Raw genomic sequence first — 15,427 nt, 5'->3', positions numbered from 1 at the left:
AAAACTCAAAAATTTGGTATACTAAATAGAGAACGTGTGATCGATGGAGGGATTGTATGAATGGTCGTGGAAGGATTATATTTCATATTGACATGAATAGTTTTTATGCTTCTGTTGAACAAGCATACCATCCTGAATTAAAGGGGAAGCCTGTAGCCATTGCTGGTAATCCTAGCGAAAGGAAAGGGATACTCGTTACTTGTTCTTATGAAGCAAGGGCAAAAGGCATTTTTACGACAATGGCTGTATGGGAAGCAAAGAGACAGTGTCCAAATCTTATTGTACTGCCACCAAACTTTGAACGATATCGCCATGCGTCAAAAGCGATGTTCGATATCTTACGCTCATACACCGACCTTGTTGAGCCTGTATCGATCGATGAAGGCTATGTAGATGTAACGGAAATTGCACATGGAATTGAAGCAATACAACTAGCGGAAATGATTCAAACACGTATATTGCATGAGCTTGATTTGCCTTGTTCAATTGGCATAGCGCCGAACAAGTTTTTAGCAAAAACGGCTTCTGATATGAAAAAGCCCATGGGCATTACAATCCTACGGAAGCGCGATGTTGAAAAAATGCTGTGGCATTTGCCTGTCATTGAGATGCACGGTGTTGGATCTAGCACTTCCAACAAACTAAAAGAAATCGGGATTGCAACAATTGGCGATTTAGCGAGAAGCGAAGATTATTTATTGAAAGCGAATCTTGGAAAAAATGGCCTTCGATTGAAGAATAGAGCTCAAGGAATAGATCAAAGGGAAGTCGATCCTAATTCTATTTACGACACTAAATCAGTTGGGCACTCCGTGACATTTCCTTCTGATTTAATGATTCTTTCAGAGCTTCAAGCTGCTATAGAAGAACTATGTACGCGTGTAGCTAAAAGGTTGGATGCGAAGAAATTAGCAGGGCATACGGTCTCCATTTTAATTAGAGATGCAGATTGGCATAATTATACACGGAGCAAAACTTCACAAAACGCTATTTTTAAGAAAAAAGATATTGAAGTAATCGCACTCTCCCTCATTGAAAAACATTGGAATGGAAATCCTGTACGCCTGCTTGGTGTGACAGTTAGCAATGTAGTAGATCAGTCAGATACAGTAGAACAACTATCTCTTTTTACATATGAAAAATACGCAAAAGAGGAGCCAATTCGTAAAGTTGTTGAAGAATTGCAATATAAATTCGGCAAGGATATGATTACAAAAGGCATTAAACATGCAAAAAAAACTACCTATGAATCAAAAACAAGCTTTAGCAAAGATTTTTTAGATGATCATCGAGAGAGGGGATAATAGATGCAAATCCAATTTTTAGGAACTGGTGCTGGCATGCCATCAAAAGGAAGAAATGTAAGCTCGCTTGCACTCAAATTATTAGAAGAAAGAGGGACTATTTGGCTTTTTGACTGTGGAGAAGCTACCCAGCACCTCGTATTACACACAACAATTAAACCACGTAAAATTGATAAAATCTTTATCACACACTTGCATGGCGACCATATTTTTGGGCTGCCTGGATTTCTTGGATCTCGCTCCTTTTTAGGAGGAGATGGACCTTTAACCATATATGGACCAAAAGGCATTGAGGAATGGATTCTGCTTACGTTCAAAATTACAGGCACACATTTGGGTTATCCTATTCGCTTTGTAGAAGTGAATGAAGGAATTATATTTGAAGATGAGCAATTTATAGTTAAGGCAATGCCATTAGAGCATGTGGTACCAAGCTATGGTTATAGAATTGAGCAAAAACAGCAAAAGGGTACCCTTCTTATGGATAAAGCTGTTGCACTTGGCGTACCTAAAGGGCCATTATTGGGGAGACTTAAGAATGGAGAAGACATTGTATTAGAGGATGGGACAGTTGTCAGAAGTATAGAAGTCACCGAAGAGCCTAAGAAAGGTTTTACGGTCACCATATTAGGGGACACTATGTATTCTGAAAATAGTGTCAGACTTAGTGAAGAAGCCGATGTTTTGATTCATGAGAGTACGTTTGATGCTTCTCTTGAAGAAGGAGCGGCTGCTTACGGGCACTCAACCAATCTAATTGCAGCAAAGGTTGCACAAAAAGCAAGGGTTAAAAATTTGCTACTAAACCATATTAGTGCGCGTTACTTATCTGAAGACGCATCAAAAATGGTTCATGAAGTAAGAAAGATTATTCCGAATGCTTATATTGTGAAGGACCTCGATGAATTTACCTGGCTACACGGAGAATTAAAACAAACATCAAAAAAATAAAATGGAATAGATGAGTGTTTGTTGGTTACAGAAAAAAGGAAAAAGCCCAAATATTCATTTGGGCAAAGTATCCGAAAAAAGGTGGGAGTGTATATTTCTGAGTTTCCAGACAAAGGGCGTTGCCTGAAATTTTAGGAGGAATTGTTCCAGGTGAATAAACGCGCAAATGGCTTCACCAAAGCCATGGCTGTTATCACTTGGATTAGTAGTAGTATATTCATTTCACTGGATACTGTTTGTGCTGTTGTCTAGTCATATAGATTCTATTATAACAGGTACTCTTGTAACTCGATTTGTTCCATAAATAAGCAAAAACAATAACACCACTAGCATGATAGCGTTCGAAAAAGCTCCGCTTCCAAAAAATTTATTATTCAAGAATCATCACCTTTTTGTGTACGTTGTTGAAAAACATCAAATACATCGTTCCATCCATTAGTGCCTTGGGGAAAATTTTTTGTATTGTTGTTTTTATTATCATCACCAGTTCCAAACTTCCCTATTAATGTCACAATGAGTGCTGGTGATTCGCGGAATAATTGAACTCCATCCACTTTTAACTTCCCTGAAAGTAATAAAGCAGCTACCACGACATCCAATGGTTTTCCGCTTGTTAAATCTTCTAAGCTATAGTCATTCACGGCCGGATGTTTTTTGAAGTTGGAAGAGGATGAATTGCTGCTTTTTCTTCTGTTTTCTGAATTATTATTTCCACCCATTCAAAAAACACCTCCTTTTTTATTATGCAAAGGATAATCAAAGCGAAATGAATACATAATTGTTTATGCTTCCTTCCTCTCTTTAGTATATGAGGTGGACTATAAAGGAATTGGTTTAATGCCTGCTTAATTTCATTAAGGAAATAACATAGTTTATGCGATATTGGCACATGTTAAGACAAAAGAATATAAGAGGTGATCGCATGAATGTGGAAAAATCGCCTAATTGGGAGGAAGAATTCGCTGAAAGGCTCAACACACAACAGTGGGATAGCTGGAAACTGTACAAAATGTGCTACGATGTTGTTAAAACGAATCTTATCACTGAATTTACTGGCTTAAAGTCATTGAAATATTTGCCTAACGTAACACCACTTGAACATCAGCTAGAAGCCGCCCAGACGGTGATCGAAAGGATGAACGGTAAAGCTATACTCGCGGATGAAGTAGGACTCGGTAAAACAATTGAAGCAGGTTTAATATTAAAAGAATACCTCATGAGAGGCCTTGTTAAAAAAGCTCTAATTCTTGCACCTGCATCTCTTGTCAATCAATGGTCTGATGAGTTAACGAGTAAATTTTATATACCGGCCATCCCCTATAGAAAGAACACTTCCATTGAGCATACAGATATTCTCGTCATGAGTATGGATACTGCCAAAAAAAGTCCACATAAAGAGGCTATCTATGCAGAGGCGTATGACATGATTATTATTGATGAAGCGCATAAACTTAAAAATCATAAGACTAAAATCTACGAATTTGTTCAAAGCTTAAAGAAAAAGTTTTGTCTATTATTAACTGCTACCCCGATTCAAAATAACGTATTTGAACTCTTCAATCTCATCTCACTTCTAAAACCTGGTCATCTAGGCAACTTCGATGTATTTCAATCATCATTTAAAGCGAGCAAGCATGATTTAGAAAACGACGAGTTTCTAAAGGAACTCGTTAATCAAGTAATGGTCCGAAATAGGCGTCAGGATACAGGCATTGAATGGACAACAAGAAAAGTGCATAATATCCCTGTTAAATTTACTGAAAAGGAAAGAGAAGTTTATGATTTAATACTTCAATTGAAAGACATCTCACCTGTCTTTGCAGGCTCCTTTTCTATGATTACATTGCAAAAAGAAATGTGTAGCAGTAAAGAAGCTACATGTCTTACACTAGAAAATATGATGAAAAACTGTAATACGAAAGATGAAATTGCATTCGTCGAAGAAGTAATAGAACAATTAATGGCACTCCAAACGAATGCTAAGGCTGAAAAAGTGTTAGAGATTGTACGTAGTGCCGAGGATAAGGTGATTATCTTTACAGAATACCGTGCAACCCAGATTTTTCTTCAATGGTTCTTGCATAATAACGGCATAACCAGTGTACTATTTAATGGTAAATATAATAAAAGTAAACGCGATTATATGAAATATTTGTTTAAGGAAAAGGCGCAAGTATTAATTGCAACGGAAGCGGGAGGGGAAGGGATTAACCTTCAATTCTGCCACCATATTATTAACTATGACTTACCATGGAATCCAATGAAGCTAGAACAACGAATCGGTCGTGTTCATCGATTAGGACAAGAACACGATGTCCAAATCTATAATTTGGCAATAGCAGATACGATTGAACAAAAAATATTAGATCTCCTGCATTTGAAAATTGACGTTTTTGAAAAAGTTGTCGGGGAGTTAGACGATATCTTAACTTACAAACATCCAATTTAGGTTTAGGAAAATGTTTAGAAAGGAGAAAAGCATGTATTCTTCGCAAGTGAACGAATATCTGAGCCATTTTTTTGAAGAAACAGACTGTTCTATTATCGAAAGGCATCCTCATTATATTACGGCTCAATTGACAATCGACATGGACAAACGAATTATGAATCGCCCTTATTATTGGAAATATGTTGAGAGTACGAATGGTGTTCCTTGTCCTGCTCAACTCACATGTATTACACATCCCGAAGAAGTTTTGGAAGATGTAAAAGGGGAGATCGTACGATTTGGTTCTTATCGGCTTAATCAAATCTTTCGCGTAGCACAGCAACTCGGTGCATATGTCCATTTATATGAAGCTGTTGATGATAATCAGGACCAAATATTTTTAACACCTTTTCTCGGTGTAAACTATAAAGTTTCCTATTACTGTGATCAAACAAAAGAAATGCTTTTTTCTTTCGGCTTGAATTTAATGACTGGGGAGGTAATCGAACAATTCCATGAACAGATTCAAGAGCTGTCATTTGTGTCGGAAAGACCGGATGCTGCGTTTCCGTTACAATATATTATAAAACCGCTCAGAGGAATAGAACGACTTGATGAGTTACTTTATAATATCATCCAAGGCGATGACCATAATTGGGCAGAGAAAGCAAAACAAAAATGGGTTAGAGATCAAAGAGTTCTCGATTACTTCTATAATGATGTAGAAGATAAACCTGAGTGCTACGAAATCGAAAAAAAGGCACTAGAGGAACGGTATGCGGCGAAGATTAAATGTGAAATTATTAATGGCGGTATCTTTTATTTGAAATAAGTTGGAGCTCAATACACTATGCTGTATTGAGCTTTTTCGTATGGGATTATTGAAATATAAACGAAATTTTCATTCAATTGTGTTATAATTGGTTTATACATACATAAATTCCAACTAAAGCATAATAAAGGAGTGAGAAGAAACATCATGGGCAAAAGACCAAAAATTCACCTGCCTAAAACTAAAAATGAAAAAATGTTTGATATGTTTGGCTATTTGTTCTTTGCTGGGTCAATTATCTTTCTAGTGCTTGTATGGGGACGCTTGCCGGAACAGGTCCCTGCCCATTACAATGCAGCAGGCAAGGTAGACCGCATGGGCTCAAAATGGGAACTTTTTTTATTGCCGGGGATAAGCTTGATCATCTTCCTTATTATGGTGCCAATTGAAAAGCACCCGGAAATCCATAACTACCCCGCAAGAATAAACGAAGAAAATGCAATAAGTTTTTACTTAATCAGTAGGCAAATGCTCAACCAAATAAAAAATATTTGCCTAATTCTTTTCTCTCTGATTGCATTTGAGTCCGTTTCCATTGCGATGGGATGGTGGAAGGGGTTTGGTATATGGTTTCTCCCTGCCGTTCTTGCATGCACACTCATACCATTAATTGTGGGTATTATACGGCAACAGAAAATCCAGTAAAGATTTAAGGGAGTAGGGGGAAATGCTTATGAATAAAACTATCCAAGAGCGTTACTTTAAAAAAGGACAGCTGCTGACAATACCTAAAAAAGAAAAAAACAAACTGCAGATTCTAGATATTATCATTCAACGCTTTAAAAAAAATAAAATATACACAGAAAAAGAAGTAAATGAAAACCTACAGCAAATGTATGATGACTTTGCTATTTTGAGAAGATACTTGGTGGATTATGACTATCTGCGAAGAACAAATGATGGCAGCCAATATACAGTCAATTCAGATGAACGCCCTATATAATGAATAAAAAGGACATGAAGCCCATCTCATGTCCTTTTTTATATTATAGTTTCAGACACATGAATTGTTTATAATAGCAAACCTTCATTGTATGAAGGATAGTTACAGGTTGTATTTTCACTAGAATTAATTTTTAAAAAAATAAATTTTGATAGTTAAATATTTATGTATACATGCGTTTCAGAAAAATTAAGCTGGGTAAAAAATAGTGAGCTAGTTAATATTAACAGCGATTTATTGGGCAGGCGATATCTATTGAAAAAGTTTATTGTCCAAAATTTAGGGTAAATTCAAGATTGTAGAAGAAAATAAAAATAGGATGGGTGATTTTGTGGCACAAGATAAATCAATTAAAACCAATGTAAATGAAAACAGTAAAAACGAACAATTAGAAAATTATCGAGTAAGTAATATGGGTAAACCATTAACAACGAATCAAGGCAGAAAGGTAGTAAATGACGCCGAAATATTAACTGCAGGTGAACGTGGTCCTTCTTTGCAACAAGATTACTATTATTTTGAAAAAATGACCAAATTTGTGCGTGAACCTATACCTGAAAGGAAGGTACATGCGAGAGGATATGGAGCGCATGGCGAATTTGAATGTTACGAATCGATGAAAGACCTAACAAAAGCGGGATTCTTACAAGAGGCAGGCAAAAAGACTCCTTTATTTGTACGCTTTTCAACGGTACAAGGGAGCAGAGGATCTAAAGATACAGCCAGAGACTTACGCTGCTTAGGTGTGAAATTCTATACAGAAGAAGGGAACTATGACTTAACATCCATTGCAATGCCAGTATTAATTAACACAGATCCTATGAAATTCCCGGATGTTATTCATGCATATCAAGCAGAACCACGAACAGGTATGCCAACAGGTGCGGGTGCCCATGATACGTTTTGGGATTATGTAGCAAACAATCCAGAAGCTCTTCATATGGCTTTATGGGTAATGTCTGATCGAGGCATCTTAAGAAGTTACCGTATGATGGAATCATGGGCGATTAATACGTACTTATTTGTTAATGAGGAAGGTGTTCCTACATTTGTTAGATTTGTTTGGAAGCCAGTACTCGGTGTCCATTCAATATTGCAAGATGAGGCACAAAAAATCGGTGGGATTGACCCGGACTACCATCGACGAGATTTGAGAGAAGCAATTGATAAAGGTGCATACCCAGAATACGAATTAGGTGTACAACTCATCTCACAAGAGGATGAACACAAATTTGACTTTGATATTCTTGATCCTTCTAAATTCTGGCCAGAAGAACTTGTACCAGTTAAACTCATTGGTAAAATGACGTTAAACAGAAATGTTGATAATGAATTTGCAGAAATTGAACAAGTTGCATTCAATCCGGCAAATGTAGTGCCAGGTATTGATTTTTCTAATGACCCTGTACTGCAAGGTAGACTAATTGCTTATCAAAGTGCTCAATATCATCGCCTGGGTAGTTCTAATTTCCAGGATTTACCTATAAATCGACCGGTCTGCCCGTTCCATAATAACTCGCAACAAGGCTTTATGAGATATCCAATAGATGTAGACGAAGCAAAATACAATAATAATTCATTAAGTAATAGTTCGCCTCATACAACACCAATCGAAGAGGGAGGCTATGAACATTATCCTCAAAAAGTGGACGGAACCATGACGAGAGCAAGAAGTGATTCATTTACTGATTACTATACACAACCAAGAATATTCTGGAATAGTTTAACGGAGATTGAAAAACAACATACAATTAAAGCGTTGAGCTTCCAAATTGGTAGCGTATTAAGCAAGTCCGTACGCCAACAATGTGTAGATCAACTTGTAAACGTAGACCAAGAAATGGCCTATATTGTTGCTGATAATCTCGGCGTAGATCGTCCAAGTGGTACACATGTCCCAGTTGAAACAAGCTACCCATCTCTAAGTCAATATACGAATATGAATAGTTCAGCTTATACACGTAAAGTAGGTGTATTAATTGGTAATGGATTCAACGGAAAAGAAGTATCTGAGGCGTTGAGTTCACTAGAGGAAAACGGCGTATTTGTGGATGTTATTAGTGATAAGCTTGGAGAAGTTAAGGGAGATGACGGTACGTCAATTATGGTCAATAAAACGTTCCTCACTTCAAGTCCATATTTAGTCGATTCACTATATGTTGTTGGTGGTACTTCGACAGACCAACCTATGTTTGATGGCGAAATGGCCATATTCGTTCAGGAAGCTTACAAACATTATAAACCAATAGGAGTAGCATCAACAGGTAAAGCTTACATTCCTACAACTCAAAATAATAACTTGTCAGGCGTAGTATTTGCTGCAAATAATCCAAACTTCCATAAAGAATTTGTCAATGCAATTGCGATGGAACGCTTCTGGGATCGCACATAATATTATAAAAGATAAATAGACTGGCTGACAATTCAGCCAGTTTATTTACTTTTTAGTCAATAAATTTTAGAATTAAATAGCTCCTCTTATCAGTCAATGATAAGAGGATTTTTAGTTTCTATATAAAGGAAAATAAGGTAAAATTAAAATAATACATATACGAGGGGTGAATATTATGATGTTATTCATGTTATTTCTTTATCTTATCTTAATAGCTGTTCTCCTTTACTTTACTGCAAATTTTATACGACTTGTATATAAATTGAAGGGTCCTGTAATTTTTCCATTAACCATTCAAGACCAAGAGAATATAAAAATATTTCCACAGAGAAAAAATGCTCGTCAATCCCTTAAGGGAATAAAAGGAAGTGTGTTCTTATACGTAATAGCTTTAATGTTTGCATATGGTGCGTTAATCTATAGTTATTTATTTTCAATCAATACCTTTATTTTAGCTGTTATCCCATTAGTAAATATTAAAAATCTTCTTAATCTATTTGCAATAGTTGAGAAAGGCATAATACTAGGAAACAAATATATTCCTTGGAGAAAAATGAAATCATTTAACTTCCAACCTATCGACTTTAACCATCCTTATTACGGGTACAGTAAGGAGATTAATAATGGATACGAATTAGTTATAAAAAAGCAGCTTTTTTCAGTTAGATGTATTGTTACAGATGAAAATACTAAACATAAATTACAGAGTATTTTAAAACAAAATGGGATAGCTGGTTTGGACGAAAGCATCTCAAAAAAAAAGACAGTATTAAACCAGTAACTTTGATTTAATGCTGTCTTTTTTTATTGGGTACTAAGTTGTAATAAAGCCTCTAGCAATTGAGCTAGTTAGACAACACTTTGAATATATGATAACGTAGTAAACATGTCGAATAATGCATATTTTTGAAAGGAAGATCGAGAAAAGAATGAAACATTATTTAATAAGAGCTGGTATGTCTCCTTATGAAAACTTTACTCCGGCTTATGAAATTGTCCATAATTCGATTGGCAGCAACGTTGGGAATCTAGTGTATGCCTATAGTATTTTCAGAACATTAACTACAGAGGACGTCAAATTGACGCCTGATTACTATAAAATCAATCCAAATAGAGCAGATTATATCAATGCAAATTATGATGGCTATATTATACCGCTTGCGGATGCTTTCAGACCAAGCTTCGCACCGAAACTTAAGAAATATGCCGAATTGATTAATCGCTTGACGATACCTGTCTATGTAATTGGGGTAGGGCTTAGCATTGATTTTGAACCAAATCTAGATCAGTCGTTTGAATTTGATCAAGACGTTAAAGATTTTGTAAAAGCAGTTCTTAATAAATCTTCGATTATTGGTGTCCGAGGCGATATTACTGCACGATATTTAACCAAATTAGGATTTACAGAAGGGAAAGACCATACAGTAATTGGTTGCCCATCAATGTTTGGTTTTGGTCGAGATTTGCCGATCCGCAATACTACAATCACGCAGGATTCAATGGTAACGATTAATAACTCGCCAAAATCTCCTAAACATGTTTTAGACTTTATTGACCGCAGTGCCCACGCTTTCCCTGACCACTATTATATTCCACAATGGCTCCGGGAACTTCGAATGATTTATTTAGGCGGACCTGACCTGCCTGGTAAAGGATCAAACTTCCCTTATAAAGTAGCACATCAACTATATCAAGAAGATCGTGTCCGTTATTTTACGAATGTTCCATCCTGGCTTGAGTTTGTCGGACAAGCTGACCTAAGCTTTGGTGCTCGTCTTCATGGTAATGTAGCAGCAATCTTAGCTGGAACTCCTAGCATTATCATTCCTAAGGACGGCCGTATGAGAGAACTTGCGGAATATCATGATTTCACTTATTTATGGGCCAATGATATAGATGATAATACTAATATTTTGGATGTAGTGGAGAAAGCAGATTTCCAAAAAGTTAGTAAAAGGGCGCCAGAAAACTTTGATCGCTATATAAGCTTTTTGAATGAGAATGGGCTTGACCATGTATTTAAAGAAGATCCAAATGTAAAAAATACAGTATTCGATCAAAGAATTGAAAAGGTAGATTATTACCCTGCAGTCAAATCATTTGTTGCATGTTCACATGAAGAATTGATTGGACGATGGGCAGGAATTTTTGAACAAGAAAAAGCTGTTGAAAAAAGTAAAAGCGAAAAAAAAATTGCTCAGCTTCAAAAACAAATTCAAAAACAAATTCCGCAGCTTAAAAAAGAAATCAATACACTGCAACAAGAAGTGAAAGTACAAAAGGCTACGTTAAATCGTAAATCAGTGCAATTAGCATTAAAGGCAGCAAGGTTATTTGACAATAAGAAGTAAACTGGTGAAGCGCTTCTTAAAATTAATAATTCACCCGTACGATTCCGTGATAGAAAGTGCTGAAATTTCATATTCTATAGTGGCCATGTTTCGTCCAGCTATTTAGGAGGAACAATAGTGCTATAATGCATGAAAGGTTGAGTAGAGATGAAACGCTTTTTAAAACTCTTGGCAGCATTTGGTTTGATTGAGGGATTCCTTTATCTAAATCAGCAGTGGCTCCAATTATCAACGTATAGGATTCGAGTTAACAAGCTTCCAAGTGAATTGGAAGGATTGCGGATTGTTCAAATATCAGATTTGCATCATGCCCGATTTGGAAAGAATCAAAGACATCTAATCGATCATGTGAATGGTCAAAATCCTGATATAATTTTTATCACTGGTGATTTGGTGGACCGATTCTTTTTCAATGAAGTGAGAGGTCTTAACACAGTAAAGTCCTTATTAAACATTGCACCTGTTTATTTCATAACAGGCAATCACGAAGAGTTAATTGAAGGTTGGTTTGACCTTCGCGATCATCTCAAAAAAATGGGCGTTCATATCTTAGCTAATCATTATGAATTGTTCCACCATAACGGCAAGTATCTTCAAATCGCCGGAATAGAAGACCCAGCAGGCGGGAAAGATCTAGAAGTAATGTTAGATAATGCGCTTGCTGGGATTGACTATTCTTTACCTATTCTTTTGCTTGCACATCGTCCAGAACACCATAAACTTTATGCAGAGCGTGGAGTTGATGTAACATTCAATGGCCATGCACATGGCGGCATTATCCGCATTCCGTTTATCGGTGGTTTGATTGATCATAGCTATCGATTATTCCCTTCGAGGGTTGAAGGTGTCCATAAAACTGACAATATGATTCAAGTAATCTCTCGTGGATTAGGAAATAGCGGGTCAATGTTTCGCCTGTTTAATCGACCCGAAATTGTTGTAATAGAGCTTTTAAGCTAGTAAAGATTTTCTGTTAAAGAAAATCTTTTTTTATTTGTTCTAAAATCACTTACCTTCTATTACAGTGTAATGAGGAGGGACTGCACTTTGCTAGTTGATGGCGTTTTCTCGGGTGGAGGAATTAAAGGCTTTGCATTTGTGGGTGCTCTTCAAATGCTTGAAGAGAATGATATATATTTCCATCGTGTAGCAGGTACCAGTGCAGGCGCTATTGTGGCCTGTTTTTTGGCAGCCGGATATACAGCAAATGAGATTGAAACCATGCTTGATGAATTAGATGTAAGTACTTTTCTGGATCAAAGAAAAATGATGTTTAATCTACCTTTCATGAAATGGATTAATCTCTATTTTCGAATGGGGATTTACAAAGGGTTAGAGCTTGAAAGATGGTTTTATGAAAAGTTGTCAGAAAAAAACATTTATACGTTTAGTGATCTTCCAGAAGGTTCGCTACGCTTGATAGCATCCGACTTAACGAATGGAAAAATGATTGTGTTCCCAGATGATTTGAATACTTATAATATAGAACCTGGATCTTTTTTAGTCTCGAGAGCTTTAAGAATGAGTTGTGGTGTTCCGTTTTTCTTTGAGCCTGTCAAACTATATGTTGGGCAAGGCGAATCTATTGTTGTAGATGGTGGTGTGCTCAGCAATTTTCCAATCTGGCTGTTTGATGAGGAGGTCAATAAGGAGCGACCTGTTATTGGCATTAAGCTAAGTAATTCACGAAAGGATATGGAGCCACATAAAATTCGAAATGGATTACAGCTATTTGAGGCGCTTTTTGCGACGATGAAGGATGCGCATGATGAGCGCTATATTTCCCGTGTACATGAAAAAAATATTATTTTTTTACCAGTTGAGAAATTTAGCGCTACACAATTTTCTTTAGATGGAGAAACGAAAGAAATATTAATTGACATTGGTAAGAAACGCACATTCGATTTCTTGAAAAGCTGGAGTGGCATGTATTCTTATCAACATTAACAGCATTTTAATAAATAAAATATAAAAAAATGAGAGATTGGGAAATCCAGTCTCTCTTTTTTTATGAAAAAGAGACAATTGTATGAGTTGTCACAAACTTTTCTCACATAAAAGCTATATTTTAAGCACTACTTTCGTTATAATAAAATTTGGAAATTATCCAATTGATTATGATTATTGGCTGTTTAATAGAAAAGAGGAAAATTCAACTATGAAGTTTACAAGAAAATTAACCTTTCAACTAGGTTCTATCATTGCTGGTATATTGATTGTGATGATGGTGATTTCTTCAATCGCTACATATAAAACTGCTTACGATAAACTATATGAAGCGGCAGGCATAGAGGCGTATGGCTGCGCTAATATTACAACTGGTTTAATAAAACCAGAAGACGTGAATCAAGCATTATCCGGGAATCAAGAAGCAAAGGACCGGATCAGTGAACAGCTTAATTGGACAACAGCACATAAGGATATTTTTGAATCACAGTATATCCTTGATTTAGAAGGAAACATTCTAGCATTAGATCAAAATTTAACGGACAAGGGTTTTCATACGGGAGATTCCTTTCACATTGACAAAAGTGCAATGAGTACCCTACTTAGTATGAAACATTCCACATATACAGAGCCGTATACATATGGAGGGCTGAAACGTTTATCTGGTTATGCCCCTATCTATAAGGATAATGATCCAACGCAAGAAATTATTGCTGTTAGTGTAATAGATTTTGATGCAAATATTGTTAGTACGAGAACATGGGGTGTGGTGAGTAAAGGAATTCTAGTAAGTATAATTCCTATGCTTTTAGCCGCAATCGTAACATTCTTCTTAATTCGCCGTAAGACGAAGCCGATTTCCCAATTAATCTCACAGGCAAAAGAAATTGCTTCAGGTAATCTTTCTGTTGCCAATAACCAGATTAAAAGTAATGATGAAATTGGCGATCTTGCTCAAACACTAAATCAAGTGAGCGATAATTTGGAACAGATGATTGCCACGATGCATACTACATCACATCAGTTGAGTGAAAATGCGCAAGAGACTGCAAGTTCGTTAACTGAAATGAATAATGCCGTACAAATTGTTGCGCATAATATAGAGGACGTCTCGATAGCTGTAACTGATGGGATGCACCATACAGAAAACGCTTCGACTGTATTAATATCGCTTGCAGAAGAGTCGATAGAAATGAAGCAAAGAGCTGATCAAACTGTAGAAAAATCAAATCAAACAATGGCAGTGGCCAAGCAAGGTGAGCAACGTGCCATTGAAATCAGCCGTGATATGGAGAGAATCAGGGGCGGTTCCCAAGAAGTAAGCCAGACAATATCTGATTTAGTCGAATCTGCTTCACAAATCCAAACTATTACGACAAGCATTTCGGGTATTGCTTCCCAGACAAATTTGCTGGCGCTAAATGCATCGATTGAAGCTGCACGAGCAGGTGAGCATGGAAAAGGTTTTGCGGTAGTAGCAGAAGAAGTGCGTAAGCTTGCCGAACAATCAGATGGCGAAGCATCACAAGTCGAAAAGCTCGTACAAGATATTATGAAAAAAATTCAACATGTCCTAGAATCAGTAGAAGACAATACCAAGCAGATAGAACAAGGTGCTGAAACGGTTAGTCAAACTGTCACAGCATTAAGCGAAATAGCAGTATCAGTTGCTGAAACTGTAAAGGAAACAACGGTAATATCTAATTTAATGGCAAAGGAAACGGATCAGGCACAGCATGTAGCAGAGATGATCCAGGAACTTGCAACTTCCATTCGCGGTATTGAAAACACGATGAACAGTATCTCTGCGGCTGCAGAAGAAACGACTGCTGGGATTGATGAAGTATCCACTCGTTCAGGTACCACCAATGAGATGGCATGCCAACTTGAAAACCATGTAATGCAATTTCAATTGAAAGAATAAAGAAATCCCCCATTGAGATAAATGGGGGATTTCTTTCATAACTATAGCATCCAACAATTACTTTTTCTTTTTTCCGAATTGTACAGCGACAGCAGGAGCTTTCTTTTTCACCTCAAAATGAACATTAACGTTCACCGACTTTTCGTTATTGTATATAATCTCTAATACTTTGCCTTTTCGTCCTTTAATGCGCAAATCATCTCCAACTTTTGGCAGTTGCCTTAAAAGTTGGCTTAAGATTATGTTTTTTCCTTCTAAAAAATGAACTGTATACATTCATGCACTCCTTTTTGCTAAATTCTCTTTTTATTTTATGTAAGACTTAAGAGAGAATAGAACGAAAGAGGTATAACTT

14 protein-coding genes are annotated in these 15,427 nt (G+C 36.5%); 12 read left to right on the top strand and 2 right to left on the bottom strand.

Features of this window, described 5'->3' with window-relative positions; translation table 11 throughout:
• Positions 1 to 56 precede the first annotated feature (56 nt).
• Positions 57 to 1,304 carry a DNA polymerase IV gene (locus tag RST01_RS01585; protein WP_147193585.1) on the top strand — a complete coding sequence of 416 codons (1,248 nt, stop codon included), beginning with the start codon at positions 57 to 59 and terminating at the stop codon, positions 1,302 to 1,304.
• A 3-nt stretch (positions 1,305 to 1,307) separates the two neighbouring features.
• Positions 1,308 to 2,255: a ribonuclease Z gene (gene rnz / locus RST01_RS01580; protein ID WP_147193584.1), complete on the top strand. Its 948-nt coding sequence runs from the start codon at positions 1,308 to 1,310 to the stop codon at positions 2,253 to 2,255.
• A gap of 374 nt (positions 2,256 to 2,629) precedes the next feature.
• Here the strand turns inward: rnz and RST01_RS01575 are convergent, their stop codons facing one another.
• Positions 2,630 to 2,974, bottom strand: coding sequence for a hypothetical protein (locus tag RST01_RS01575; RefSeq protein ID WP_147193583.1), 345 nt, complete (start codon positions 2,972 to 2,974; stop codon positions 2,630 to 2,632).
• Positions 2,975 to 3,177: 203 nt separating this feature from the next.
• On the opposite strand from RST01_RS01575, the gene RST01_RS01570 reads away from it, so the two are divergent.
• From RST01_RS01570 to RST01_RS01525, 10 genes are all read left to right on the top strand, one after another.
• A complete protein-coding gene (locus RST01_RS01570) occupies positions 3,178 to 4,704 on the top strand; it encodes a DEAD/DEAH box helicase (RefSeq protein ID WP_147193582.1) in 1,527 nt (508 codons plus the stop codon).
• A 31-nt stretch (positions 4,705 to 4,735) separates the two neighbouring features.
• On the top strand, positions 4,736 to 5,515 hold the full coding sequence (locus tag RST01_RS01565; protein WP_147193581.1) for a YqhG family protein: 780 nt from the start codon (positions 4,736 to 4,738) through the stop codon (positions 5,513 to 5,515).
• A 147-nt stretch (positions 5,516 to 5,662) separates the two neighbouring features.
• Positions 5,663 to 6,160: a DUF1648 domain-containing protein gene (locus tag RST01_RS01560; protein ID WP_147193580.1), complete on the top strand. Its 498-nt coding sequence runs from the start codon at positions 5,663 to 5,665 to the stop codon at positions 6,158 to 6,160.
• 28 nt (positions 6,161 to 6,188) lie between these two features.
• Positions 6,189 to 6,458, top strand: a complete 270-nt coding sequence (locus RST01_RS01555; RefSeq protein ID WP_147193579.1) for a DUF2087 domain-containing protein — start codon at positions 6,189 to 6,191, stop codon at positions 6,456 to 6,458.
• 319 nt (positions 6,459 to 6,777) lie between these two features.
• The gene (locus tag RST01_RS01550) at positions 6,778 to 8,850 is read left to right on the top strand and encodes a catalase (protein WP_147193578.1); all 2,073 of its coding nucleotides are present in this window, start codon (positions 6,778 to 6,780) and stop codon (positions 8,848 to 8,850) included.
• A 175-nt stretch (positions 8,851 to 9,025) separates the two neighbouring features.
• Positions 9,026 to 9,631 (top strand): hypothetical protein, encoded by a 606-nt coding sequence (locus RST01_RS01545; protein WP_147193577.1) that lies wholly within the window; start codon positions 9,026 to 9,028, stop codon positions 9,629 to 9,631.
• A 148-nt stretch (positions 9,632 to 9,779) separates the two neighbouring features.
• A complete protein-coding gene (locus RST01_RS01540; RefSeq protein ID WP_147193576.1) occupies positions 9,780 to 11,201 on the top strand; it encodes a polysaccharide pyruvyl transferase family protein in 1,422 nt (473 codons plus the stop codon).
• A 147-nt stretch (positions 11,202 to 11,348) separates the two neighbouring features.
• Positions 11,349 to 12,161 carry a metallophosphoesterase gene (locus RST01_RS01535; RefSeq protein WP_147193575.1) on the top strand — a complete coding sequence of 271 codons (813 nt, stop codon included), beginning with the start codon at positions 11,349 to 11,351 and terminating at the stop codon, positions 12,159 to 12,161.
• A gap of 87 nt (positions 12,162 to 12,248) precedes the next feature.
• Positions 12,249 to 13,148 (top strand): patatin-like phospholipase family protein, encoded by a 900-nt coding sequence (locus RST01_RS01530; RefSeq protein WP_147193574.1) that lies wholly within the window; start codon positions 12,249 to 12,251, stop codon positions 13,146 to 13,148.
• Positions 13,149 to 13,359: 211 nt separating this feature from the next.
• Positions 13,360 to 15,072: a methyl-accepting chemotaxis protein gene (locus RST01_RS01525; RefSeq protein WP_147193573.1), complete on the top strand. Its 1,713-nt coding sequence runs from the start codon at positions 13,360 to 13,362 to the stop codon at positions 15,070 to 15,072.
• Between the two features lie 57 nt (positions 15,073 to 15,129).
• On the opposite strand, the gene RST01_RS01520 is transcribed toward RST01_RS01525, so the two are convergent.
• Entirely contained in the window at positions 15,130 to 15,348 is a 219-nt protein-coding gene (locus RST01_RS01520) for a hypothetical protein (protein ID WP_147193572.1), read from the bottom strand.
• Between the last annotated feature and the right edge of the window lie 79 nt (positions 15,349 to 15,427).

This window comes from Rummeliibacillus stabekisii, assembly GCF_007988965.1.
GTDB classification, from domain to species: Bacteria; Bacillota; Bacilli; order Bacillales_A; family Planococcaceae; genus Rummeliibacillus; species Rummeliibacillus stabekisii.
This window is presented reverse-complemented; position numbering and strand designations above follow the sequence as displayed.

Coding starts and splice junctions, on each gene's coding strand:
- RST01_RS01545 (WP_147193577.1), top strand. CDS start 9,026: ATGATGTTATTCATGTTATTTCTTTATCTTATCTTAATAGCTGTTCTC.
- RST01_RS01570 (WP_147193582.1), top strand. CDS start 3,178: ATGAATGTGGAAAAATCGCCTAATTGGGAGGAAGAATTCGCTGAAAGG.
- RST01_RS01560 (WP_147193580.1), top strand. CDS start 5,663: ATGGGCAAAAGACCAAAAATTCACCTGCCTAAAACTAAAAATGAAAAA.
- rnz (WP_147193584.1), top strand. CDS start 1,308: ATGCAAATCCAATTTTTAGGAACTGGTGCTGGCATGCCATCAAAAGGA.
- RST01_RS01585 (WP_147193585.1), top strand. CDS start 57: ATGAATGGTCGTGGAAGGATTATATTTCATATTGACATGAATAGTTTT.
- RST01_RS01525 (WP_147193573.1), top strand. CDS start 13,360: ATGAAGTTTACAAGAAAATTAACCTTTCAACTAGGTTCTATCATTGCT.
- RST01_RS01520 (WP_147193572.1), bottom strand. CDS start 15,348: ATGTATACAGTTCATTTTTTAGAAGGAAAAAACATAATCTTAAGCCAA.
- RST01_RS01535 (WP_147193575.1), top strand. CDS start 11,349: ATGAAACGCTTTTTAAAACTCTTGGCAGCATTTGGTTTGATTGAGGGA.
- RST01_RS01550 (WP_147193578.1), top strand. CDS start 6,778: ATGGGTGATTTTGTGGCACAAGATAAATCAATTAAAACCAATGTAAAT.
- RST01_RS01565 (WP_147193581.1), top strand. CDS start 4,736: ATGTATTCTTCGCAAGTGAACGAATATCTGAGCCATTTTTTTGAAGAA.
- RST01_RS01575 (WP_147193583.1), bottom strand. CDS start 2,974: ATGGGTGGAAATAATAATTCAGAAAACAGAAGAAAAAGCAGCAATTCA.
- RST01_RS01555 (WP_147193579.1), top strand. CDS start 6,189: ATGAATAAAACTATCCAAGAGCGTTACTTTAAAAAAGGACAGCTGCTG.
- RST01_RS01540 (WP_147193576.1), top strand. CDS start 9,780: ATGAAACATTATTTAATAAGAGCTGGTATGTCTCCTTATGAAAACTTT.